General features: G+C 65.7%; 17 protein-coding genes. 5 read left to right on the top strand and 12 right to left on the bottom strand.

What is annotated here, in order from left to right; all coding sequences use genetic code 11:
- Positions 1–110 precede the first annotated feature (110 nt).
- Positions 111–983 carry a helix-turn-helix transcriptional regulator gene (locus WKW80_RS30970; protein WP_340367430.1) on the top strand — a complete coding sequence of 291 codons (873 nt, stop codon included), beginning with the start codon at positions 111–113 and terminating at the stop codon, positions 981–983.
- A 60-nt stretch (positions 984–1043) separates the two neighbouring features.
- Here WKW80_RS30970 and WKW80_RS30965 read toward each other — a convergent pair whose 3' ends face one another.
- From WKW80_RS30965 to WKW80_RS30940, 6 genes are all read right to left on the bottom strand, one after another.
- Positions 1044–7955: a hybrid sensor histidine kinase/response regulator gene (locus WKW80_RS30965; protein WP_340367429.1), complete on the bottom strand. Its 6912-nt coding sequence runs from the start codon at positions 7953–7955 to the stop codon at positions 1044–1046.
- A 22-nt stretch (positions 7956–7977) separates the two neighbouring features.
- Entirely contained in the window at positions 7978–10113 is a 2136-nt protein-coding gene (locus tag WKW80_RS30960; protein WP_422822996.1) for a methyl-accepting chemotaxis protein, read from the bottom strand.
- Between the two features lie 283 nt (positions 10114–10396).
- On the bottom strand, positions 10397–10933 hold the full coding sequence (locus tag WKW80_RS30955) for a chemotaxis protein CheW (RefSeq protein ID WP_340367427.1): 537 nt from the start codon (positions 10931–10933) through the stop codon (positions 10397–10399).
- A gap of 41 nt (positions 10934–10974) precedes the next feature.
- The gene (locus WKW80_RS30950) at positions 10975–11340 is read right to left on the bottom strand and encodes a response regulator (protein ID WP_340367426.1); all 366 of its coding nucleotides are present in this window, start codon (positions 11338–11340) and stop codon (positions 10975–10977) included.
- Positions 11340–11738, bottom strand: coding sequence for a response regulator (locus WKW80_RS30945; RefSeq protein ID WP_340367425.1), 399 nt, complete (start codon positions 11736–11738; stop codon positions 11340–11342). Before WKW80_RS30945 ends, WKW80_RS30950 begins: the two co-directional genes overlap by 1 nt.
- 84 nt (positions 11739–11822) lie before the next feature.
- Complete coding sequence (locus WKW80_RS30940; RefSeq protein ID WP_340335923.1) at positions 11823–11993, bottom strand: rubredoxin; 171 nt, start codon at positions 11991–11993, stop codon at positions 11823–11825.
- Positions 11994–12104: 111 nt separating this feature from the next.
- Between WKW80_RS30940 and thiD the strand changes: the two genes are divergently transcribed.
- A complete protein-coding gene (thiD, locus tag WKW80_RS30935) occupies positions 12105–13076 on the top strand; it encodes a bifunctional hydroxymethylpyrimidine kinase/phosphomethylpyrimidine kinase (RefSeq protein WP_340367424.1) in 972 nt (323 codons plus the stop codon).
- Between the two features lie 237 nt (positions 13077–13313).
- Positions 13314–14594 carry a glutamate-1-semialdehyde 2,1-aminomutase gene (gene hemL / locus WKW80_RS30930; RefSeq protein ID WP_340367423.1) on the top strand — a complete coding sequence of 427 codons (1281 nt, stop codon included), beginning with the start codon at positions 13314–13316 and terminating at the stop codon, positions 14592–14594.
- 498 nt (positions 14595–15092) lie between these two features.
- On the opposite strand, the gene purH is transcribed toward hemL, so the two are convergent.
- From purH to dusB, 3 genes are read right to left on the bottom strand one after another with little or no spacing between them, the layout of a single operon-like run.
- Positions 15093–16700, bottom strand: a complete 1608-nt coding sequence (purH, locus tag WKW80_RS30925) for a bifunctional phosphoribosylaminoimidazolecarboxamide formyltransferase/IMP cyclohydrolase (RefSeq protein WP_340367422.1) — start codon at positions 16698–16700, stop codon at positions 15093–15095.
- Positions 16701–16723: 23 nt separating this feature from the next.
- Positions 16724–16960 (bottom strand): Fis family transcriptional regulator, encoded by a 237-nt coding sequence (locus tag WKW80_RS30920; protein ID WP_340367421.1) that lies wholly within the window; start codon positions 16958–16960, stop codon positions 16724–16726.
- Between the two features lie 24 nt (positions 16961–16984).
- The gene (gene dusB / locus WKW80_RS30915) at positions 16985–18037 is read right to left on the bottom strand and encodes a tRNA dihydrouridine synthase DusB (RefSeq protein ID WP_340367420.1); all 1053 of its coding nucleotides are present in this window, start codon (positions 18035–18037) and stop codon (positions 16985–16987) included.
- A gap of 185 nt (positions 18038–18222) precedes the next feature.
- Between dusB and WKW80_RS30910 the strand changes: the two genes are divergently transcribed.
- Complete coding sequence (locus tag WKW80_RS30910; protein WP_340367419.1) at positions 18223–18693, top strand: YqaA family protein; 471 nt, start codon at positions 18223–18225, stop codon at positions 18691–18693.
- A gap of 46 nt (positions 18694–18739) precedes the next feature.
- On the opposite strand, the gene WKW80_RS30905 is transcribed toward WKW80_RS30910, so the two are convergent.
- The 3 genes from WKW80_RS30905 to WKW80_RS30895 are packed head-to-tail and all read right to left on the bottom strand — an operon-like array spanning position 18740 to position 21468.
- A complete protein-coding gene (locus WKW80_RS30905) occupies positions 18740–19414 on the bottom strand; it encodes a glutathione S-transferase (protein ID WP_340367418.1) in 675 nt (224 codons plus the stop codon).
- Between the two features lie 20 nt (positions 19415–19434).
- The gene (ychF, locus tag WKW80_RS30900) at positions 19435–20526 is read right to left on the bottom strand and encodes a redox-regulated ATPase YchF (RefSeq protein WP_340367417.1); all 1092 of its coding nucleotides are present in this window, start codon (positions 20524–20526) and stop codon (positions 19435–19437) included.
- A 60-nt stretch (positions 20527–20586) separates the two neighbouring features.
- Positions 20587–21468, bottom strand: coding sequence for an MOSC domain-containing protein (locus WKW80_RS30895; protein ID WP_340367416.1), 882 nt, complete (start codon positions 21466–21468; stop codon positions 20587–20589).
- A 74-nt stretch (positions 21469–21542) separates the two neighbouring features.
- On the opposite strand from WKW80_RS30895, the gene WKW80_RS30890 reads away from it, so the two are divergent.
- The gene (locus WKW80_RS30890) at positions 21543–22661 is read left to right on the top strand and encodes an FAD-dependent monooxygenase (RefSeq protein WP_340367415.1); all 1119 of its coding nucleotides are present in this window, start codon (positions 21543–21545) and stop codon (positions 22659–22661) included.
- The last annotated feature ends 10 nt before the right edge of the window (positions 22662–22671 follow it).

Raw genomic sequence — 22671 nt, 5'->3', positions numbered from 1 at the left:
TCGCCACGCGTGCCGGGACGGCCCGTTGCGGCGGTTGACGGGCCGCCGCAACGGCGTATCGTCACAGGCGGATTTCATCCCGGCAAACCGTTTCGGAAGAGAGGCATCCCATGATGACTACCACCGATCTCGCGCTCCGTCGCGCCGTCGATGCGGCACAGCAACTGTCCAACCCGGAGCCGCCCTGGACGGACGTCCTCGAAGGGGTGCGACAAGTCATCGGTGGCGACAGTGCCAGTTTCATCATGTTCGACGGCACCGGCGCGCTGCTGACGCTGGAACAAATCAACGTCGACCCGCTGGCGGAGCTCGAATATGCCTGCCACTACCATGCGCACGACATCGTGACGCCTGCGACCATCGGCGCCGGCGAAGGCGCCTGGTTGGACACACAGGAACTCTTTTCGCCCAGCACCTTGTCGCACAACGGCTACTACGTGGACTTCATGTGCCGCCACCGCATGCGGCAGATGCTCACCTACATCGTCGAGGAGAATCCGCGGCGCCGCGGTGGGGTCACGGTGCAGCGCAGCAATCCCCGCGACCACGCGCGGTGGCAGTTCGAAAGCCAACCTGTTCGCACACTCGCAAGCACGCTGCAGGATGCGCTGGCACAGCGGCGCAAGATCGCCTACCAGTGGTTTGCATCCGCCGAATCTGCCTTCGATGCGTTTGACGAGGCCATTTGCATGGTCAACAACAACGGCGCCGTGCTGCGGATGTCGCCCAAGGCCGAGTCATGGCTCGGAGAAGACGCTGCCTTGCGCCTGCGCCGCGGCCGGCTGTGGCACCCGCTCGAAGCCTTCCGTACGCGGCTGCTCGAGGCGCTGGACCGCGTTGTCCTGAACGGCAGGCCGGAGCGGCTCGCCGTTCCCGGCCATCGGAAATTGGACGGAATGCTGCTGGACCTTGCCTGTGCCGATGCCCATCTGCGCTTCGGCAGGGAGACCAGCGTACTGGTCAGGATGCTCCGGCTCGCGTGATGCGCCTTGTCGCGCACGGCGAAGCGGCCACTCGACCGCTTCCGCTTCGCCGACCGGAGATCAGGCCGCCGCAGCCAATAGCGTCTCGTTGGTAAACGCGCGCACCAGGCGCAACAGCTCTTCTTCCGAGTACGGCTTGCCCAGGTAGTGGTTCACGCCCAGTTGCTTGGCATGCTCGCGATGCTTCTCGGCGATACGAGAGGTGATCATGATGATCGGCAGGCCGGCCAGCGACTCGTCAGCGCGAATATTGCGCGCCAGGTCGAAGCCGTCCATGCGCGGCATCTCGATGTCCGACAGCACCACGGCGGGCCGCTCCTGCTGCAGCCGTTCGAGCGCCTGCAGGCCGTCCGCCGCCAAGGCGACGCGATAGCCTTCACGCTGCAGCAGGCGCTGCGTCACGCGGCGCACCGTGATCGAGTCGTCGACCACCAGCACCAGCGGCACCTGCGGTGGCGACTGCGCGTCCAGCACGACCGGCACGTCGGCATGGCTGCCCGTGCCGGCCTTCAGCAGCGACGGAATGCCCGTTGCCTGCAAGTCGCGCGCCTGGTTGCCATGCACCGCAGCCAATGCCACCGGGTTGTAGATGAGCGCCACCGCACCGGACGCCAGCACCGAGATGCCGGCCATGCCGGGCAGCCGGGCCAGCTGCGGGCCGAGGTTCTTTACCACGACTTCCTGGTTGCCCAGCACTTCGTCGACGTGCAGCGCCACCCGCTGGGCCGCGCTTCGCACCACCACCACTACATTGTTCTTGGCCAGGCCGCGCTCGCTGCGCGCACTCGACTGCAGCAGCGCACCGCTCCAGAAGTACGGCACCTGCTCGCCGCCGTAGCTGTAGTGCTGGTTCACGTAGGCCGCTTCAAGGTCCGCCGCACTGGCACGTTGCACCAGTTCGACCAGGCCCGACGGCACGCCGAACGACACGTTGCCTGCGCGCAGCATGACCACGTGCGTCACCGCGGTGGTCAGCGGCAGCACCAGCTTGAAGGTGGTGCCCTGGCCACGCGTCGATTGGGTCTCGATGCGGCCGCCGAGCGCCGCCACATGCGAGCGCACCACGTCCATGCCGATGCCGCGGCCGGCCAGTTCGGACACTTGGGATGCGGTCGAGAAGCCCGGTTGGAAGATGAACTCGGCTGCTTCCTGTTCGGTCGGCTCATGGTCCCAGGCAACGAGGCCGAGCGACCTCGCCCGTTCGGCGATGCGCCGATAGTCGAGGCCGGCGCCATCGTCACGGAAGCTCACCGACACATCGTTGCCTTCGTGATGCAGTTCGATGCCGATGAAGCCGTTGGCGTCCTTGCCCGCCCTCTCGCGCACCTCGACGTCCTCGATACCGTGCGCCACGCAATTGCGCAGCAGGTGCTCGAACGCCGGCGTCATGCGGTCCAGCACGCCGCGGTCCATTTCGATGTTGCCGCCGGTGATGTCGAGCCGAACCTGCTTGCCGGCGTCCTTCGACGCCTGGCGAACCACACGGTAGAGCCGTTCCGACAGATCCTCGAACTGGACCATGCGCGTGCGCAGCAAGCCGCGCTGCAATTCGCGCGTCTGTCGCGCCTGGGCGCTCAGGTCGTCTTCCGCCGACTGCACCGTCTTCTGCAACGTGCGCTGCACGGTGGCAACGTCGTTCACCGACTCGGCCATCATGCGCGTCAGTTCCTGCACGCGGGTGAAGCGGTCGAATTCCAGCGGGTCGAAGCCCTGTTGCGAATCCTTGGCCTGGGCCAGGCGCGATTGCATCTGGCTTTCCGCCTGCACCTCGATGTCGCGCAGTTGCTGGCGCAGGCGGTCGAGGTTGCCGGTCAGGTCGGTCAGCGAACTGCGCAGTTGGCCGATCTCGACCTCCAGGCGCGAGCGCGTAATGATCACTTCGCCGGTCTGCGCCACCAGCCGGTCGAGCAACTGGGTGCGCACGCGCACGGCCTGGCTCGAAGCCAGGCGCGACGTCGCGAGCGCCGCAGGGGTCGGCAAGGCCGGCTTGTCGGCCGGCGCGGGGGGCGCGAATGACTCGGCCGCTTCAAGCGCCTCCAGCGGTTCGGCCACCGGCTCGTTGGCAGACTCGTCCGGTTCGGCGAGTGCCATCACGGCGGGCGGCGCTTCCTCCATCAGTGCCTGGCGGGTGGCCGCAGCGGCGTCCGCCGCGCGCCGCGCAATCTCGGCCTGGCCAGCATCGTCGGCCGCACGCAGATCGTCGAAAGTGGCCTGCAGCACGTCATGGCGCGCCAGCAGGCGACCGATGGCCGCGCGCTCCACGCCTTCGTTGCCGAGCAGCTCGATCTCGGACTCCATGCGGTGCGCACGTTCGCCCAGGCGCATGGCACCCGCGAGCCGCGCGCTGCCCTTGAGCGTGTGCAGCGTGCGCAGGATCGACGCGCGTGGCGCCATGTTTTCAGGCTGCTCGTGCCAGGCCCGCAACGCCGTGCCGAGCTGCGGCAACAACTCGGCCGCCTCTTCCTCGAAGATCGGGAACAGGTCGGCATCCACCGCATCGACCAGGTCGATCGGGTCTTCGCTGTCGTCGTAGACAGCGGGCTCGACGACCACGAAGGCGGGCATCGACACCACCGTTCGGGATTCCGTGAACGGCGTGGCAGCGACGGGCGCGGCGGCAACTTGCTCGATGACTGGCTCGATGACTGGCTCGATGAGCAATTCGGGCTCGGCCGCCTTTGCTTCGATGAACTCGGCTTCTTCGGTCGCGGCCTCGACGGTCGCAGGTTCGGCAGTTGCAGGTCTCGCAGTCGCAGGTCCGGCAGTCGCACCTTCCTCGGATTCGGGCTCGGGGTGCCAGGCCGCTGCGGGTTCAGCGTTGGCGTAGCCGGCTTCGACGGGCTCTGCTTCAACATGCCTGGCCTCAGTGATTTCGGTTCCAGCAAGATCGACTTCAACGGCCCTGGCTTCGATCGCGTCCGCTTCGATGGGCCCCCCGATCGCCTCGGCTTCAACCGCGTCGGCCTCGATCGCGTCGGCCTCGATCGCGTCGGCCTCGATCGCGTCGACTTCAATCGCGTCGGCTTCGATAGCGTCGACTTCGATCGCGTCGGCTTCAACCGCGTCGGCCTCAATCGCATCGGCCTCAGCAACCGCAGCCTCCGCCACTTCAGGTTCAACCATCGCAGCGACCGCCTCGCCGGCTTCGCCCGGCATCGGAGCAGCGGCTACGTCGCGCAGCGCCTGCAGCGTCTCGGGTGCGGGCTCCTTCAGGAAGCCAGCCGCGAACTGATGCAGTAAGCGGCGCACCTCATCCGTGGCCGCGATGAGCACGTTGCCCTGCTCCGGCGTGCCGCCGCCCTGCATGTGCAGGTGCTGCAGTGCAGACTCGAGCAGGCGCGCCATCCCCGACATGCTCTGGAAGCCGACCGTGGCGGAACTCCCCGCCAACGAATGCGCCAGCGCGACCGCCGAATCGGGCATTGGCACGTGCGGCTCGATCGCCCATTCACCGACGTCATGCGCCAGTTGGCGCGACCATTCGTCGGCTTCGTTGAGGTAGACGTTGTACAGGGCAATGCCAATGCGCAGCGGACCGATTGCCTTGATCGCGTCGTCCGCGCCGGGCGTGGTCGACTGTTCTGGCTCCAGTTCTGCCGACGCTGCGGCGGCCTCAGGCTCCGGCTCCTGCTCCTGCTCGGTGGCAACCGCCACGGATTCGGGCTCGGCGGCGGCTTCAACCGGCGCTTCCGGTTCGGCTTCAGCTTGCGCTGCCATGGGCTCGAATGACGGCGCCTCGGCCCACGTCTCGGCTACCGGCACGGCTGCGGCTACCGGCACGGCTGCGGCTACCGGCACGGCTGCGGCTTCCGGCACGGCCGCGGCTTCCGGCAGCGGCTCCGGTTCGGCCGCCAGCAGCGGATTGAAATCGACCTCCATCACGGGCCCGATGGGCTGCTCCGCGGCGACTTCCGCCTTCGACGTGATTTCCAACGGGAAATCCATCATCGACTCCAACGACTCGACCGGCTCGACCGACTGGGCGGCTGCGCGTTCGCGCAGGGGTTGCAGGTCGGTCGACTCGAATGCGAAGTCGTGCGCCGGCGACGCTGGCTCGGCCGCAAAGAAATCTATTTCCTCGGCGCCGGCAATCGGGGCAGTCCCGGGCTTGGCTTGCTGCGGCGGCTCATTGAAATCGACGAAGCCTGTCGACGCAAACGAATCGACGAATTCGTCGTAGCTTTCCTTGCGTGCCGGCGGCTCGTCGACCGTGCCGCGCGAGTACAGGCCTGCCCACTCGGTGGCTTGATCCACAGCTGGCGCAGGCAAGTCCGCGGAGGGAGCGTCGGCAGGCGCAGCGGGCTGTGCAAACGGAGAAACGTCGGCCTTGGACACCATCGGCACGTCGAACGACGGCGTGCCGAAATCGGTCGACGCAAAATCCATGTCCAGGTCGGGTAGCTCGGGCAACTCGGGCGGCCGGGCGTAGGCGCTGTCGGGCAGCGGATTGGACACATGCATCGGCTCGGCCGCGGGTGAGGGCGGCTCGTCCGCAATGCGACGGGCGGCCACGGCCAGCTGATCGGCGCTCGGCAGCGGCACCGGCGCCGCGATCGGCTGGCCGCTGCTCAGCGCGTCCGCCAGGGTCCGGAACGGCTCGGCGTGCCAGCTGTGAGGTTCGCCCGACGCGATGGCCTCGACCCAGATGGCGAAGTCGCGCATTGCCGTACCAGCGCCTTCGACCAAGTCCGGCGTGGCCGGCCGCTGGTCGGCCAACCAGGTGTTGAGCACCTGCTCGAAGGACCAGGCGGCTTCGCCGAACTCGGTCAGACCGACCATGCGCGAACTGCCCTTGAGCGTATGGAAAGCGCGGCGCAGCACCGTCAGCTCGCCAATGTCCGACGCGTTGCGCTTCAGCGCCGAGATGGCCGCGAGACCGTTGTGCAGCACTTCGCGCGCTTCGTCGAGGAAGATGCTCTGCAGGTCGTCTTCGTCCAGCTCGGTGACTTCGGTGTCAGGCAGCGGTTCGAGCGCTGCCGGCCCGGTAATCTTCGACGTCCAGCTGTCGGTGGCGCGGCTGAACTCCTCGATCGGGGAAGCGGGCTTGTTCTTCGGCGCAGCCAGCGCAGCGAGGCGCGCCGCAATCTGTTCGTCGATTTCCTTGGCGCTCAGGATGGATTCGGCACGCGGCGGCGTGATCGCGGGCGATGGCTGCGCGACGACTGCTGGAGCAGGCACTGGCGCAACAGGCGCGACCGGCTCCTCCACCGCATCGGGCTCGACGGCCTGGCGCCCCATCAGCGGCTTCAGCTCGCCCACGGCTTCTTCGAACACGAACAGTCGCTTGGCCAGCGCCGGCTGGTAACCCAGCATGTCGATCAGGAAACCGAGCGCGCCAAGGTTGTTGCCCAACGAGTCGAAGGCACGCGACTCATCGGCCGGCGCATTGCCGGCCATGAGGTGCTCGACGTTGTCGCGCATGCGCTGCACGGTCTGCGCAGCCTGGTCCAGGCCCAGCACGGAAAACACGCCGCGCATCTGCATCAATTGCGTCGGCACGGTGCGCAGCAGGCCCTTGTCCGTGGGCCTGCGGAAAAACTGGTCGAGCGATTTTTCCAGTTCGCCGAGGTGGGCACGCAGTTCGTCGACCACGGTGCCCATGGTTTGGCGATCGCTCACTCGCCGATACAGCTCCTCCATCCACGGCTCGAGCGGCTCCGACTGACCGCTCTCGCGTGCGCGCTCGATGCGGCCAGCCAACTGCACGGTGCGTGCGGTGAGCTGCCGGTCGTGCGGATCGAGATCCTCGAACGCGGCCTCGAGGTACAGCACCGAGGTCGCGACTTCCATCGCCAGCTCGGTCTTCGGCGGCTTGCCGGACTTGATGGAAGCCTCGACCGCATTGGTCAACGCCTGCGCCATCGGCAGGCTAGGCGGATGCAACTTCTGCAGCGACTCGGCCAGTTGGGCAAAGGTGTCCGCAACCTGCCGCAGGCGGCCCACATCGCCACCCGAGAGTGCCGACCACATTTCCTTGGCCGACTCGATGCGCTTGCGCGCCTGCGCCAGCACGACCGGGTCGAAGCGGCCGAATTGCTCGGTGGTGTAGTCGACCGCGCGCTCGCCGGCGATGCCCCATGCCGCGCGCACGGCACGCAATGTCCTGGCTTCATCGCGCGGACCGGGCACGGCCTGCGCGCAGAAGAACAGCAGGTCGTTCGCCAGCCGCTCCGATACGGCGTTGTCACTGCGTGCCAGCGTGGCGTATTGCAGCAGCACGCGCGACGCCGCGCGCTTGACGTAGACGTCCGCCGGCAACAGCGCCAGGCCCAACGCCTCGAAGAAACCGGCGGCAATCGCCCAGAAGTCGGCCACATGCGGCACCCCCGAACCCCGCGACAGGCCGACGCAGATTTCCTGCAGCCGGCGTGCGGATTCGTCGTCTCCCGTCTTGACGACCTTGAGCACCTCGCGATCGAGCCGCGAGCGCACGGCCGGGTCGTACACGAGCGCCGGCTTGTGGCTCTGCAGGGAGATGTTGGCCCAGTGCCAGGACATGTCCCACAGGTCGGCGGGATGCACGCGCTCGTTGCCGACCAGTTCCAGCACGTCGCGGTACTGCGGGAACAGCGCCACGGACGACACCGTCTTGCCCGAGAGCATCGCGTTCAAGAAGTCCGAGACGGCAAAGCCCGCACGGTCCATCTTGAGGACGGCGGCCTCGCTGCACCGCGACGGCTCCTGCACAAAGCTCTGAACGGCGAATTCCATCGCGCCCAGCACCAGCGCCGACGTGCGCTGGTCAACCATCTGCAAGGCGCCGACGGCCTGGTGCAGTTGCTGTCGTGCAACGCGCAACGGACCAATGTCGACGTCAGGAGCGCCATTGGACTCCCGCAGGAACCGCCGCAGCGATTTGCTCGTGGCGTCGACCGATTTCTGGATCTCTTCGAGCACCCAGGCCAACGGCCCCAGGTCTTCGGTGGCCGGCGCGATGCCGGCAACGGGGGCGGTGGCAAGGGAGGTCGGCACGGATTGGACCCTGGGCAGTGAATCAGGCGATCTTGAAGCGGGACACCGATTGGCGCAACTCCTCGGCCATGTGCGACAACTCGCGCACCTGGGCAGCCGTGGTCCGCGTGCCTTCGCCGGTCTGTTCCGTCACCGCGAAAATATGCTGGATGTTGGCCGCCACCACGTTGGCCGAATTGGCCTCGCGGGACGCCGACTGCGAAATCTGCTCGATGAGTTCTGCAAGACGGCGCGAGACGCGGTCGATCTCCGACAGGGCCGTACCCGCGTTGTCGGAGAGCTTGGCCCCTTCGACCACACCCTGCGTGGATCGCTCCATGGCGCCCACCGCATCCTGCGTGTCGGTCTGAATCGCCTTCACCAGCGCCGAGATCTGGCGCGTCGCGTCCGCGGACCGTTCGGCCAGACGTTGCACTTCTTCCGCCACCACCGAGAAGCCGCGGCCGGCTTCACCGGCGGACGCGGCCTGGATGGCGGCGTTCAGGGCCAGCACGTTGGTCTGTTCGGTAATATCCGAGATCAGCTCGGTGATTTCGCCGATCTCCTGCGACGATTCGCCCAGGCGCTTGATGCGCTTGGAGGTTTCCTGGATCTGGTCGCGGATCGAGTTCATGCCGCCGATGGCGTTCTGCACGGCCTGCAGACCCGACGATGCGGCCTCCAGCGACTGGCGCGCCACCAAGGCGGACTCTTGCGCTTGCGACGACACGCCATTGATGCGCTCCGCCATCGTCAGCACCGACTGGCCGGTGTCGCGGATCTCGCGCAGCTGTTCAGTCGATGCGGCCAGCAGTTCGGTCGAGGTGTTTTCCACCTGCGACGTCGTGGAGGCCACACGGGTGGCCGTGTTCTGCACGTTGCCCACCAGCAGGCGCAGTTCTTCCACCGTGTAGTTCACCGAGTCGGCGATGGCGCCGGTGATGTCTTCGGTCACCGTCGCTTCCTGGGTCAGGTCGCCTTCCGCCACAGTCTGCAGTTCGTTCATCAGGCGCAAGATGGCCGCCTGGTTGGCGGTGTTCACGCGGCTGGCTTCCTCGCGCTGCAAGTCGGCGGCGATGCGCTCCTGTTCGGCGATGGCAGCGCGCTCGCGGCCTTCGCGCACCTGAACGAAACCGATGGCGCCAGCCAGTGCCAGCGCAGCGACCGACAACACCAGCAGCATCACGATGGTGCCCGCGCCGAGGCCGGTGCGGGCCGACAGCTTGTCTTGCAGTTCGCCGAGTTGGGCGCGCAGTGGCTCGCTGTCGTTCAGGATCGCCGTTTGCGCTTCACGCGCCGTCACCAGGCCTTGCAGGTTACCGAGGATGGAACCGGCCTGGGCACGCGTCTGTTCGAAGGTCTTGAGGATCTGCTCGAGTTGCTGGCGCGTTTGTGCGTCGCGTGTGGCAGGCAGGCGCTGTTGCGAATTGCCGTCGAGCAGGCCCTTGGTCACTTCCTGGAAGGTGTTCAGGTCCTTGCCGAGCAGGAACACCGCGTCGGGGCTCACGCCTTCGACCGTCAGGAATTCGTTGGCCGACTTGCCGATGCGCTGCGTCAGCATCACGAGTTGGCCGGCGGCCGAGATCTCGGGAATGCTCGCGTTTTGCTGCATCTTGAGCGACGCCACCGTCTCGGCCATTTCCAGCAGATCGGACGATTGGCGATTGATGCCGCGCAGCGCGGTGCCCACCTGGGTCAGGATCTGTTGCTGGGCCAGCACCGACTTGGCACTGGCATCGGCGCGCTGCACCAGCGGCGTGATCTTGGCGAGTTCTTCGTCGTACTGGCTGCCCACGCGCTCCAGCTTGAGCGCCTCGTCACCGTTGGACAGACCCTGCACGCGCCGTGACAAGTCGTCGGCGCTGTCCTTCACTTCAGCAAAGGCCGGCACGCTGCCCACCAGCGCCTGCGACACCGACTTGGCAAGACGCTGCGACTGCATCAGCGACTGGCCCGTGGCAGCCACCTGCTGCGCCAGCCGTTCGGCGCGAAGAATCGAGGATCCCGCAACCAGCAGCAGCAACAGCACCACTGCGGCGAGCGCCGCGGCAAGAATGCGCTGCTGCCGCGCCGAGTTGGAACGCGGCGGTTCGCCCGCTGCGGCAGCGCCGGCAGCAGCGCCAGCAGCAGCGACTGCGACCGGCGCGCTGACCGGGGCTGCCTCCACCCGTGGCTCCATCGTCGGCTCGATCTGCGCCGGCTCATCGGTCACGGGCGCGTCATTGGCGGCCACCATCGACCCGTCCACTGCATCGTGCGTTTTCGGGGTAAAGGATTCACGTTGCACTTGCACGGTTTTTTCCTCCAACGGCTGTACGGTCTCGACCTCGTCGAGCATCAGGGCTGCGGCGCCATCGGCGCGAATCGCCACGCTTTCATCGCGGGCGGGCAGGAATTTCTTGAACTTTTCGGCGATGGGGCTCACGGTCAGTCCTTCTGTGTATTCAATTTCCGGCCAGCCCTCAGGCAGTACCGATGCTCAGGAATTCGGTTTGTTGCGAGAGCGCCTGCAGGTTGACTTCCTGCCACTGGCCGCCTTCGGCGTCAGCGTATGAATGGCCCATCCACCCCGGCGAGTCGGCAGCGGGCGCCCTTGCATCGGTAAAGGCCTCCACGCCGCGCAGGCCGATCAGGCGATCGATCTGCAGCGCGCAATTGACTTCGAGCAGTTCGTTGAGCGCAACCAGCCGAGACTGCGCGCGGGTCGCGTCTGTCACCGCCACGGCGCTGCGCTGGCCGGTCGCGAACGTCGACAACTGCACCACGCCGTAAAGCCCGCCACGCAGGTTCGCGACGCCCAGGAACCACGGCTCGGTGTAAGGCACCGGCTGCGGCTGCGTCCATGGAAAGATTTCACCCGCATGCCCGAGCGGAAAGAGATATTTGACGTCCCCCGCCTCGACCGCGAGCCAGGAGGCCGAAACGCCGGTGCTGCGCGCCGCCTGCAGGCGACCCGCAAGGCGGGACTGGAATGCGCGCAAGGCGTCGCGATTGGCCATTTTTCAGCCCTTCATGTCTGTGACGCTGAAAAATGCCTTGGTCATGCGAGCGCGCTGATCTTCGACATCAACTCTGCCGCAACCACGGGCTTGACGATGTAGTCCCGCGCGCCTTGTCGCATGCCCCACACGCGATCGGTTTCCTGGTTCTTGCTCGTGCACAAGATGATCGGCACCTGCTCGTACTTCGGATTGCGGGCAATCGCACGCGTGAGTTGGAAGCCATTCTGGCCCGGCATCACCACGTCCATCAGGATCAGGTCGGGACATTCTTCTTCGAGGCGCCGCATGGCATCGTCGGCGTTCTCCGCCGTCTTCACGGCAAAGCCGTTTTTCTGCAGCATGTCGGAGAGGAACATCAATTCCGTCTTCGAGTCGTCGACAACGAGTACTTTGTGAATGGCCATCAGGAGACTTCCGATTGAACAATGCCGAACTGCTGCACAGCCTGCAGCAACTGGTCTTTGGTGAAAGGCTTGGTGAGATAGTCCTGCGAACCGACCATGCGCCCGCGCGCCTTGTCGAACACGCCGTCCTTCGAAGACAACATGACGACCGGAACGGAAGAAAACTGCGCGTTGCGCTTGATGATGGCGCAGGTTTGATAACCGTCGAGGCGCGGCATCAGGATGTCGCAGAAGATCAGGTGCGGCTTGTGGTCGTTGACCTTGGAGAGTGCATCGAAGCCGTCTTCGGCGAGGAGCACCTCATGGCCGCCCTGCTTGAGGAAGATTTCGGCGCTGCGCCGAATCGTATTGCTGTCGTCAATGACAAGCACTTTGTAACCGGATGCATGGCTGCTCATGGCGCGCGCTCCTCATATAGGGACTTCGATCAAACCCTCGCCGTTGCGTTCGGCGCATGATGAAGCGCAGCGTTATGCCATGCTTCAGATTTCAACCATTTCAAAGTCTTCCTTGCGAGCTCCACACTCGGGACATGTCCAATTCATAGGGACATCGGCCCAGGCCGTACCAGCCGCAATACCGTCCTCCGGCACCCCTGTCGCTTCGTCGTAGATCCACCCGCAAATCAGGCACATCCAGGTTTTCGTGTTCATCGCAGCTTAGTGTCCCTGTTCATAGAATGCAACGATTGTATCTAGACGTTTCACAGTTCCCTGTGACAACCGTCTCACTTATGCCACCATCGAGGTGACTCACTTCGGCGCATGAAAACTTACCTATTACCTTCACACGCCGCCAGTGATGCGGCTGATCTTACCGGGGCGTCGGACGACGAAAACCTGGCCTCGCAAGACGACCTCAATCCGCCTTGCGTGCTGGTCTTCAACGCCAGCGATCCCAGCGGTGCCGGCGGCCTGGCTGGCGACGCGCTGGCCATGGGATCCGTCGGCGCGCACATGCTGCCCGTGGTCACCGGCGCCTATGCGCGCGACACCGCGGAAATCTTCGACCACTTCCCCTTCGACGAGGAGGCCGTGGCCGAACAAGCCCGCGCCATTCTTGAAGATGTGGAAGTGCGACTGATCAAGGTCGGTTTCGTCGGCACCCCCGAGAACCTCAGCACGATTGCCGAAACGGCCAGCGACTACCCTGACGTGCCGCTGGTTGCCTATATGCCCAACCTCTCCTGGTGGGAAGAAAACCAGATCGAGCCCTACCACGACGCCTTTCGCGACCTGCTGCTGCCGCAGACCACGGTGCTGGTCGGCAACCACAGCACCTTGTGGCGCTGGCTGCTGCCCGACTGGACCGGTGATCGCAGCCCCACGGCACGCGACATCGCGCGGGCGGCTGGCGAACACGGCGTCCCCTACACGCTCGTCACGGGCATCGTACTGCCCGACCAGTTCTTCGACAACGTGCTGGCCTCTCCACAGGCCGTGCTGGCCAATGAGAAATATGAAAGGCTCGAAGCCGTGTTCTCGGGCGCCGGGGATACCTTGTCGGCCGCGCTGGCGGCGCTGCTCGCAAGTGGCACCGACCTCACCGCGGCCACCGCCGAGGCGCTGAGCTACATGGACCGCTGCCTCGACTCCGGTTTTCGCCCCGGCATGGGCCACGTACTGCCCGATCGGCTTTTCTGGGCGCAGACGGAGGAAGACGAAGCGGAAGACGAGGATCCGAGCAATGCCGATCCGGCCGACTTTGCATTGCCGCCACACGATACGAGACATTGAGTATTACTCGCCCCCAGGGCTCCGCGACACTTCGTGTCCCTCCTCCCTCCCCCTACCTGGGGCAACATCAGTGACCCGGAAGGCTTGTGGCTCGCCCCCAGGCTCCGCGCGCTACGTGCGCTTCTCCCCCCTGCCGGGGCAACACCAACGGCGCGGCAAAGCCGGTTCTCCGGTGTTTCTCGGATTTGGAGGGGGCGGCCTCAGGTGTCTTGCGCGGCGTGAAAGACAATTCGGGCGATGACTGATCGCAACGATATTCTTTTCGAGCGCGCCCGCGCTGTAATTCCTGGCGGCGTGAACTCGCCGGTGCGCGCCTTCAAGGCCGTCGGCGGTACGCCCCGCTTCGTGAAGCGCGCCCAGGGCGCGTACTTCTGGGACGCCGACGACAAGCGCTACATCGACTACATCGGCTCCTGGGGGCCGATGATCCTGGGCCATGGCCATCCGGCCGTCGTCGAGGCGGTGCAGAAGGCGGTGCTCGAGGGCTTCTCCTACGGTGCGCCAACCGAGCGCGAGATCGAGTTGGCCGAGGCCATCCTGGCGCTGGTGCCGTCGATGGAAATGGTGCGGCTCGTGAGTTCGGGCACCGAGGCCGCGATGAGCGCGCTGCGCTTGGCGCGCGGCGCAACCGGCCGCAAATACATCATCAAGTTCGAAGGCTGCTATCACGGCCATGCCGACGCACTGCTGGTCAAGGCCGGCTCCGGCCTCGCGACCTTTGGCAACCCGACCTCGGCCGGCGTGCCGCCCGAGGTCGTGCAGCACACGCTGGTGCTCGAGTACAACAACCTCGCGCAACTCGAGGAAGCCTTCGCGCTGCACGGCCACGAGCTGGCCTGCCTGATGATCGAGGCCATCGCGGGCAACATGAACTTCGTGCGCGCCACGCCCGAATTCGCCAGGCGCTGCCGCGAGCTCTGTACGCAGCACGGCGCGCTGCTGGTGTTCGACGAGGTGATGACCGGCTTCCGTGTCGGCCTGCACGGCGCGCAAGGCGTGCTCGGCATCACGCCCGACCTCACGGTGCTTGGCAAGGTCATCGGCGGCGGCATGCCGCTCGCGGCCTTCGGCGGGCCGCGAGCGATCATGGAACAGCTGGCGCCGCTGGGCCCGGTCTACCAGGCCGGCACCTTGTCAGGCAATCCGGTAGCCACGGCCTGCGGCCTCGCGACGCTGAAGGAGATCGCAAGGCCCGGCTTCTACGAGGCTCTGGGCACACGGACGCGCTCGCTGGTCGACGGCCTCAAGTCGGCCGCCGCGGCCGAGGGCGTGCCGTTCAGCGCCGATAGCGAAGGCGGCATGTTCGGCTTCTTCCTGTTCGACGAACTGCCGCAGAACTACGCCACGGTGATGAGCACCGACAACAAGAAGTTCAACACGCTGTTCCACGGCCTGCTCGACCGAGGCGTCTACATCGCGCCCGCGCTCTACGAAGCCGGCTTTGTGAGCGCCGCGCACAGCGACGAGGACATCGCGGCCACCATCGAGGCGGCTCGCCAGATCTTCAAGACGCTGTAGCGCGCTCGACGACTATCGGCGACTCCTCGCCGGTACCCGGCACGCGCGGATAGTCCGCCGCACTTTTATTCCAGCGCTCCACGACACCGAGCGTCTTCTGCGACGCATGAACCGGTGCAAGCACTGCGAGGTCTGTTCGTGGGCACCCGCGGAACCGGCTTTGCCGGGCCGCAGGGTGCGCCCCCTCGAGGCCCCTCGAGGGGAGGCCGATGGGAGAGCTGTTCTAGGTAAATCGGCCTGGCGGTCGGCGAGCCGTGGGAGGCGATCGGATTCGCGCAGGGAGATCGCTCGCACACCTTGTGAGCGGCAGCCGGCGCCTGCTTATGTGAGGACCTCATATCAGTTTTCCGCCGCGCTATCGCGGGACCCGGGACGCATGAAACCCAGGACGAGCACGGCGAAGTCTGTTCGTGGGCACCCGCGGAACCGGCTTTGCCGGGCCGCCGGGTGCGCCCCCTCGAGGGGGAGGCGCCGAAGGCGCATCGGGGGTGTTCTATTTCAGTGGCGAAAGTGACGGATGCCGCTCAGCACCATCACCACGCCGCGTTCGTCCGCGGCATCGATCACTTCCTGGTCGCGCATCGAGCCACCCGGCTGGATCACGGCCGTGGCACCGGCATCGACCACCACGTCGAGCCCGTCGCGGAACGGGAAGAACGCATCGCTCGCCACCGCCGTACCCTGCAGCGACAGGCCCGCATGCTCGGCCTTGATGCTCGCGATGCGTGCGGAGTCGAGCCGGCTCATCTGGCCCGCGCCCACGCCCATCGTCATGCCGCCCGCGCAGAACACGATGGCATTGCTCTTCACGTACTTGGCCACCTTCCAGGCGAACAACAGGTCTTCCAGCTGCGCCGGCGTCGGCTGCTTCTTGCTCACGACCTTGAGTTCGCTGGCCTGCAGCACGCGGTTGTCCGCGGTCTGCATCAGCAGGCCCGAGCCGATGCGCTTGACGTCCATCGCGTTGCGGCCGTTGTCCCAGTCGGTCGCGCCACCGGGCGGCAGCGCAATCTCGAGGATGCGAACGTTGAGCTTGGCCTTGGTCGCCTTGAACACTTCGAGCGCCTCGGGCGTGTAGCCGGGCGCCATCAGCACTTCGACGAACTGCTTGTTGACTTCCTGCGCGGCGGCGACGTCGACCGTGCGGTTGAACGCAATGATGCCGCCGAAGGCCGAGGTCGGATCGGTCTTGAAGGCCTTGGAATACGCTTCGAGCGCATTCGCTGCGACAGCCACGCCGCAGGGGTTGGCGTGCTTGACGATGACGCAGGCCGGGGCGTCGAAGCTCTTGACGCATTCCCAGGCTGCATCGGCATCGGCGATGTTGTTGTAGCTGAGTTCCTTGCCCTGCAATTGCCTGGCGCTCACGAGCGAACCGGGCGCTGGATAGAGGTCACGGTAGAACGCGGCCTGCTGATGCGGGTTCTCGCCGTAGCGCAGGTCCTGCAGCTTGACGAAGCGGCCATTGCTCTGCGCCGGAAACAGCGCGCGGGCAGGCGCCGGCCGGCCGTGGCTGGCGTCGAAGTCGATGGCGGAAAGATAGTCGCTGATGGCACCGTCGTAGTCGGCGATGCGGTTGAACGCGGCCACGGACAGGACGAAGCGCGTCTTGTCGCTGAGCTTGCCGTCGGCCTTGAGTTCGGCCAGCGCGCCGGCATATTGCGAGGCGTCGGTCAGTACGCCGACGTCCTTCCAGTTCTTGGCCGCGCTGCGCACCATGGCCGGGCCGCCGATGTCGATGTTCTCGATGGCATCCTCGAGCGTGCAGCCCGCCTTGGCCACCGTCGCCTCGAACGGGTAGAGATTGACCACCAGCAGGTCGATGGTGTCGATGCCGTGCGCCTGGATGGCGGCCACGTGCTCGGGCACGTCGCGACGCGCCAGCAGGCCGCCATGGATCTTGGGATGCAGCGTCTTTACGCGGCCATCGAGCATTTCCGGAAAGCCGGTGTGGTCGGCTACCTCGGTCACGGGCAGGCCGGCGTCGGCCAGCAGCCTGGCGGTGCCGCCGGTGGAAAGAAGCTTGACGCCCAGCGCGTTCAACGCCTGCGCGAATTCGAGAATGCCGGTCTTGTCGGAAACGGAAAGGAGTGCGGTCAGTGCCATGAATTGCTTCGGTGCAGTCTTGTTTATTTAAGGAGCTTGTGTTCGACGAGCTTCTTGCGCAGCGTGTTGCGGTTGAGTCCGAGCCATTGCGCGGCGCGCGACTGGTTGCCTTCGGCACGGGTCATGACCATGTCGAGCAACGGTTTCTCGACCACCTTCACCAGCATGTCGTACATGCCGTCGGGCTCGGTGCCACGTAAATCGCGGAAGTAGCTGTCCAGACTGCTGCGCACGCAGTCCTCTATTTGTTTCTTGCTCATACTGGGCTTCTTTGCTTTTCTCTCTCATCCAGCGGCAATGGCCGCTTCCTCGTCCGTCGGCAGCTCCGCGTCTGCGCTCCGGCTGGGCATGCGGTCGGTGTGCACCGCAAGCGCATCAAAAAAGTCGGCGACGGCGCGCAATTGCGACGCGCAGTCGTCCAGGGTGTTCATGCGGGCACGGAAGGCCTCGCCATCGGGCAGCGAACGCACATACCAGCCGATGTGCTTGCGTGCCGTGCGCACGCCGCTGAACTCGCCGTACAGCGCGTAGTGCGCCTGCAGGTGGTCGAGCATGAGTCGCCGCACCTCGGCCACCAGCGGCGGCGCGAGTTCGAGGCCGGTCGCCAGGAAATGCGCGATTTCGCGAAAGATCCAGGGCCGGCCCTGGGCGGCGCGGCCGATCATCACCGCATCGGCGCCAGTGAGCGCCAACACATCGCGCGCCTTTTGCGGCGTCGTGACGTCGCCATTGGCCACCACCGGCACGCGCACCGCGGCCTTGACCGCAGCGATGGTGTCGTACTCCGCTTCGCCCTTGTAGCCCTGCTCGCGCGTGCGGCCGTGCACCGTGAGCATCTGCACGCCGGCCGACTCGAAGTCGCGCGCCAGCTTGACAGCGTTGCGGTGGTCCTGGCTCCAGCCGGTCCGCATTTTCAATGTGACGGGCACGCCATGCGGCGCGGCAGCGTCGACCACCGCCTGGACGATTTCCAGCGCGAGTGGCTCGTCGCGCATCAGCGCGGAACCCGCCCACTTGTTGCAGACCTTCTTGGCCGGGCAGCCCATGTTGATGTCGATGATCTGCGCGCCGCGGTCGATGTTGTAGTGCGCGGCCTCGGCCATCATGGCCGCGTCGGTGCCTGCGATCTGCACCGCGATCGGCCCGGGTTCGCCTTCGTGGTTGGCGCGGCGCGAGGTCTTCAGCGTGTTCCAGAGTTCCTTGCGCGAGGTCACCATCTCGCTCACTGCATAGCCCGCGCCAAGCTCGCGGCACAGCATGCGGAAGGGCCGGTCTGTCACGCCGGCCATAGGCGCGACGAACAGGCGGTTTTCCAGCGCGATGGGGCCGATCTGCATGATGGGGAGAAGAACGAGAGCGAGCGAGGGCTGCTGAAAAATGAGGCACGATTGTACCGAGGTGCGATTTCAGGGGCTGAAACAGAATGCGCTTGCACACGAGGGCTTTCACGCATTCACCTGGAACACTTCGATCGCCTTTTCTCTGGCGCCATGTCCAGACAGGTTCCTATACTCGTGCGCACATGCAAGCTTGGTTCGACTCACTCATGGCGCTGTTGGCGCTCCCTCAGTACGGCCTGTCGACGCTGTTTTTTGTTTCGTTCGTTTCTGCTACGTTGGTTCCGCTGGGCTCGGAGCCGGCGCTATTCGGCTTGCTCAAGCTCAGCCCCGAACTGTTCTGGCCCGCCATCTGCGTCGCATCCATCGGCAATACATTGGGTGGCGCCGTCGATTGGTGGATGGGCTATGGTGCGCATCAAATTGCAGATAAGTACTCACACTCCAAACACCACATGCGGGTGCTCGGTTGGCTCGAAAGGCTCGGCCCCAAGGCCTGTTTGTTGAGTTGGCTTCCTGCGGTGGGAGATCCGCTGTGCGCGGTGGCAGGCTGGCTCAAGCTGCCGTTCTGGCCCTGCTTGGCCTACATGGCGGTCGGCAAGTTCGCCCGCTACGTGACGATGACCGTCGCCATGCTGCACATCTGGCCGAACTGAACAATCTGGAGAACGCGGTACCAGTCCTTCGTCCCTCGCACCCGCTTCAGCTCAACAGGCCATACGGCCCGCCGCGCTCCAGGGCACGCTGGTAGGCCGGGCGAACGTGGATGCGCGACAGGAATGCCATCAGCTTCGGCCGCGAATCATCGAGGCCGCCACGCGCCTGTGCGGCCTCGACCGGAAAGCTCATCTGGATGTCCGCGCCAGTAAACGCATCACCGGAAAACCATTCGCTCTTGCCCAACTCGCCTTCCATGAAGTCGAGCTGCGCCGTGATGTTCGGCATGATGAAGCTGCGCTTCGCCTTGCCGGCGATGGCCTTCGCAACGGGCTTGACGAAGAATGGCATCTTGCTGCTTTCGATCTTGTCGAACACGAGCTTCATCAAAAGCGGCGGCATTGCCGAGCCTTCTGCGAAGTGCAGCCAATAGCGGTAGCGCAGGGCCTCCGCCGAACCCGCGGGCGGTGCGAGCCGGCCCTGGCCGAAGCGCTCGATGAGGGTCTCGACGATTGCGCCCGATTCGGCCAGCACCAGGCCATCGCCGGTGGTCACTACCGGCGACTTGCCCAGCGGATGCACACGGCGCAACTCGGGCGGCGCGAGCATCGTCTGCGGATCGCGCTGATAGTGCACGATCTCATAAGTCAGCCCGAGTTCTTCAAGCAGCCACAGCACGCGCTGCGAGCGCGAGTTGTTGAGGTGGTGGACGGTGAGCAAGGCGTGCCCGCGTCGAGTGTTCAGGAACTGAACAGGAAGTTCATCACGTCGCCATCCTTGACGACGTATTCCTTGCCTTCCGAACGCATCTTGCCCGCGTCCTTCGCGCCTTGCTCGCCCTTGTAGGCAATGTAGTCGGCGAAGGCGATGGTCTGGGCACGGATGTAGCCCTTCTCGAAGTCCGTGTGGATCACGCCGGCCGCCTGCGGGCCGGTGTCGCCGATGTGAATGGTCCAGGCGCGCACTTCCTTCACGCCTGCGGTGAAGTAGGTCTGCAGGCCCAGCAGTTGGAAAGCAGCGCGGATCAGGCGGTTCAGGCCCGGCTCCTCCTGGCCGATCTCGGCCAGGAACATCTTCTTGTCGTCTTCGTCCATGTCGGCGAGTTCGGCTTCGATCTTGGCGCAGATGGCGACGACGGGCGCACCCTGCTTCGCGGCGTATTCACGCAGGCGGTCGAGGTAGGGGTTGTTCTCGAAGCCGTCTTCCGCCACGTTGCCCACGAACATCGCCGGCTTGGCGGTGATCAGCGTGAACGACTTGACCAGCGGCATCTCTTCCTTGGTGAACTCCAGTGCGCGCACCGGGATGTTCTCGTTCAGCGCCTTCTGGCAGCGTTCGAGCAGGCCGACGAGTTTCTGCGCATCCTTGTCGCCCGAACGTGCCACCTTGGTGTGACGGTGCAGCGCCTTCTCGACCGTGGCCAGATCGGCCAGGCACAGCTCGGTCTGGATCACCTCGATGTCGGAGATCGGATCGACCTTGCCCGCCACGTGGATCACGTTGTCGTCGTCGAAGCAGCGCACGACATTCACCGTCGCATCGGTCTCGCGGATGTGCGCGAGGAATTTGTTGCCCAGGCCTTCGCCGGTGCTGGCGCCGGCCACCAGGCCCGCGATGTCGACGAACTCGACGATGGCTGGCACCACGCGCTCGGGCTTGACGATGTCGCTCAGTTGCGCGAGCCGCTGGTCGGGCACCTCCACCACGCCGACGTTGGGCTCGATGGTGCAGAACGGATAGTTTTCCGCTGCGATGCCGGCCTTTGTCAACGCATTGAAAAGGGTGGATTTACCGACGTTGGGCAGGCCGACGATGCCGCATTGCAAACTCATGAAGGTCCTCTGGAATCAACCGCGCATTTTAGCGGCCGGGGTTTCCGGGCCTCCCTCCCGCTATTCAAAGCGGTAATTGGCGCTCACCGCCTGCCCCACCCTCAGCGTGTGCTCCACACCCTGCAGCACGATGGCGTTCATGCCGAACGTGACGGCGCCATCGACCCGCGCGTTCTGCCGATAGGTGCGCAACATGTCGCCAACCTCAGGACTGCTGACAGCCGTCTTCGGATCGATGTCCGGCATCGGGCAGCGCGGGCACGGTTTCACCGGCTGCAGCTGCGCCTCGCCCTCGCCCGTCGCGATGTGCATGATTTCCAGACGGTCTTCGTCCTGCGCCTCGACGCCGGCCAAGACGATGTTGGGCCGGAATCGTTCCATGCCGACCGCCTCATGGCCCGCCGCCACGAGCTTCTCGTTGAGTTCGGCCAGCGACGCCTCGCTCGCGACCAGCAGCGCAAACCCATCGGAAAACTGGTTCTGCGCCTCGATGCCGTTCGTCCACTTCAGGCTCGACAGTCGCCTGTACTCCGGGTCGAAGCGCACCATGCGCAGCTTTTGCGGCTGGCCTGGTTCGGACAGGAAATCGCTGAACCACTGCGCCGCGATGTCACCCATGTCGTAGGCCGCCACCTCGTCGTCCCACACCTTGGCACGCACCGGCTGCTCGACGCGGTCATACGCAATGTGCAGCGCCAGCATGCCGGGCGCGCGCAGCACCATCTCGAACTGCTTGAGTTGCGGCTTGACCAGCGCCATGCGCGGCAATTCCCGCTGGGAAACGAACTCGCCTTGCGCATCGACCACCATCCAGGCGCGGTCGAACTCCAGGCCGGTTTCCGTCAGCAGCACCTCCGGCAAGTCGACCGCGGCGCACGATTTGACCGGGTAGACAAGAAGGCGGGCGATGGTGGCCTGGAGGTCGAAGGAGGCAGATGTCACGAATGGGTCCTTGGGGAAGTAACCGGATTGTCCCGCAGCCCGCGCCGCAGGGCACCAACTCCTACAATCCCGCGATGGCTCTTCCCCCCGAAGTTTGCATTCGCGGCGCCGGCATCGTCGGCCGCACCCTGGCACTGCTGCTGGCGCGGGAGCGGGTGCGCGTGGCGCTCGTTGCGCCCGCGGCGCGGTCCGCCCACGATGACGTGCGCGCCTACGCGCTCAACGCCACCTCCCGCACGATGCTCGAGTCGCTGCGCGCCTGGCCCGACGATGTGCACGCCACCGCGGTGCGCGCGATGCACGTCCATGGCGACGATGGCGGACGCGTGCAGTTCGATGCCCAGCGCCAGAAGGTCGACGCGCTGGCCTGGATCGTCGATGTGCCCGCGCTCGAAAGGCAGTTGGCCGACGCCGTGCGCTTCCAGCCGATGATCGAGGTGCGGGAAGCGCCGGTGACTGCGCCGCTGACCGTGGTGTGCGAAGGCAAGGGCAGCGCAACCCGCGAAGGACTGGGCGTGCGCTACGACGTCACCCGATATCCGCAGCAGGCCATCGCGGCCCGCCTGGAAGCCGAGCGACCCCACGATGGCATCGCCCGCCAGTGGTTCAACGACAAGGGCGAGGTACTTGCGCTGCTGCCGCTGGACGGTGCCGCCGGCCGGCAGCTTGCGCTGGTGTGGTCGGCCGACCAGTTCCACGCACAGGAACTGATGAAGCAGGAACCTGCCCCGTTTGCGTCCGCGTTGGCCCAGGCCACGCACGAAGCCCTCGGCGCACTCGCACTCATCAGCGAACGCGCAGCCTGGCCGCTGCAGCGCGCCATGGCCGACCGCTGGACCGGCACCCTGCCGGACGGCAGCTCATGGGCCCTGGCGGGCGATGCCGCGCACACGGTGCACCCGCTCGCCGGCCAGGGCCTGAACCTGGGCCTGGCCGACGCGGCCGCGCTGGCCGGCGTCCTGAGGGATCGCGAATACTGGCGCAGCGTGGGCGATCCGCGCCTGCTGCGCCGCTACGAACGCGCCCGCCGCGCCGACGTTCTGGCCATGAGCCTGACCACCGACGGTCTCCAGCAACTTTTTGCGCAAACCGTGGATCCAATCCCCGCGTTGCGCAATTGGGGCATGCGCGGCTTCGACCAGACCCAACTCCTCAAGAACTGGATCGCGCGGCAGGCCATGGGCCTTCGCTGATCACTACGAC

Source organism: Variovorax humicola (assembly GCF_037889915.1).
Lineage (GTDB): Bacteria > Pseudomonadota > Gammaproteobacteria > Burkholderiales > Burkholderiaceae_C > Variovorax > Variovorax humicola.
The sequence above is the reverse complement of the archived record's forward strand: the minus strand, read 5'-3'. Positions and strand labels throughout refer to the sequence as shown.

Coding starts and splice junctions, on each gene's coding strand:
- dusB (WP_340367420.1), bottom strand. CDS start 18,037: ATGCAGATCGGCCCCATCGCGCTGGAAAACCGCCTGTTCGTCGCGCCT.
- WKW80_RS30945 (WP_340367425.1), bottom strand. CDS start 11,738: ATGAGCAGCCATGCATCCGGTTACAAAGTGCTTGTCATTGACGACAGC.
- ychF (WP_340367417.1), bottom strand. CDS start 20,526: ATGAGTTTGCAATGCGGCATCGTCGGCCTGCCCAACGTCGGTAAATCC.
- WKW80_RS30910 (WP_340367419.1), top strand. CDS start 18,223: ATGCAAGCTTGGTTCGACTCACTCATGGCGCTGTTGGCGCTCCCTCAG.
- WKW80_RS30950 (WP_340367426.1), bottom strand. CDS start 11,340: ATGGCCATTCACAAAGTACTCGTTGTCGACGACTCGAAGACGGAATTG.
- thiD (WP_340367424.1), top strand. CDS start 12,105: ATGAAAACTTACCTATTACCTTCACACGCCGCCAGTGATGCGGCTGAT.
- purH (WP_340367422.1), bottom strand. CDS start 16,700: ATGGCACTGACCGCACTCCTTTCCGTTTCCGACAAGACCGGCATTCTC.
- WKW80_RS30940 (WP_340335923.1), bottom strand. CDS start 11,993: ATGAACACGAAAACCTGGATGTGCCTGATTTGCGGGTGGATCTACGAC.
- WKW80_RS30955 (WP_340367427.1), bottom strand. CDS start 10,933: ATGGCCAATCGCGACGCCTTGCGCGCATTCCAGTCCCGCCTTGCGGGT.
- WKW80_RS30890 (WP_340367415.1), top strand. CDS start 21,543: ATGGCTCTTCCCCCCGAAGTTTGCATTCGCGGCGCCGGCATCGTCGGC.
- WKW80_RS30970 (WP_340367430.1), top strand. CDS start 111: ATGATGACTACCACCGATCTCGCGCTCCGTCGCGCCGTCGATGCGGCA.
- hemL (WP_340367423.1), top strand. CDS start 13,314: ATGACTGATCGCAACGATATTCTTTTCGAGCGCGCCCGCGCTGTAATT.
- WKW80_RS30920 (WP_340367421.1), bottom strand. CDS start 16,960: ATGAGCAAGAAACAAATAGAGGACTGCGTGCGCAGCAGTCTGGACAGC.
- WKW80_RS30960 (WP_422822996.1), bottom strand. CDS start 10,113: ATGGAGCCACGGGTGGAGGCAGCCCCGGTCAGCGCGCCGGTCGCAGTC.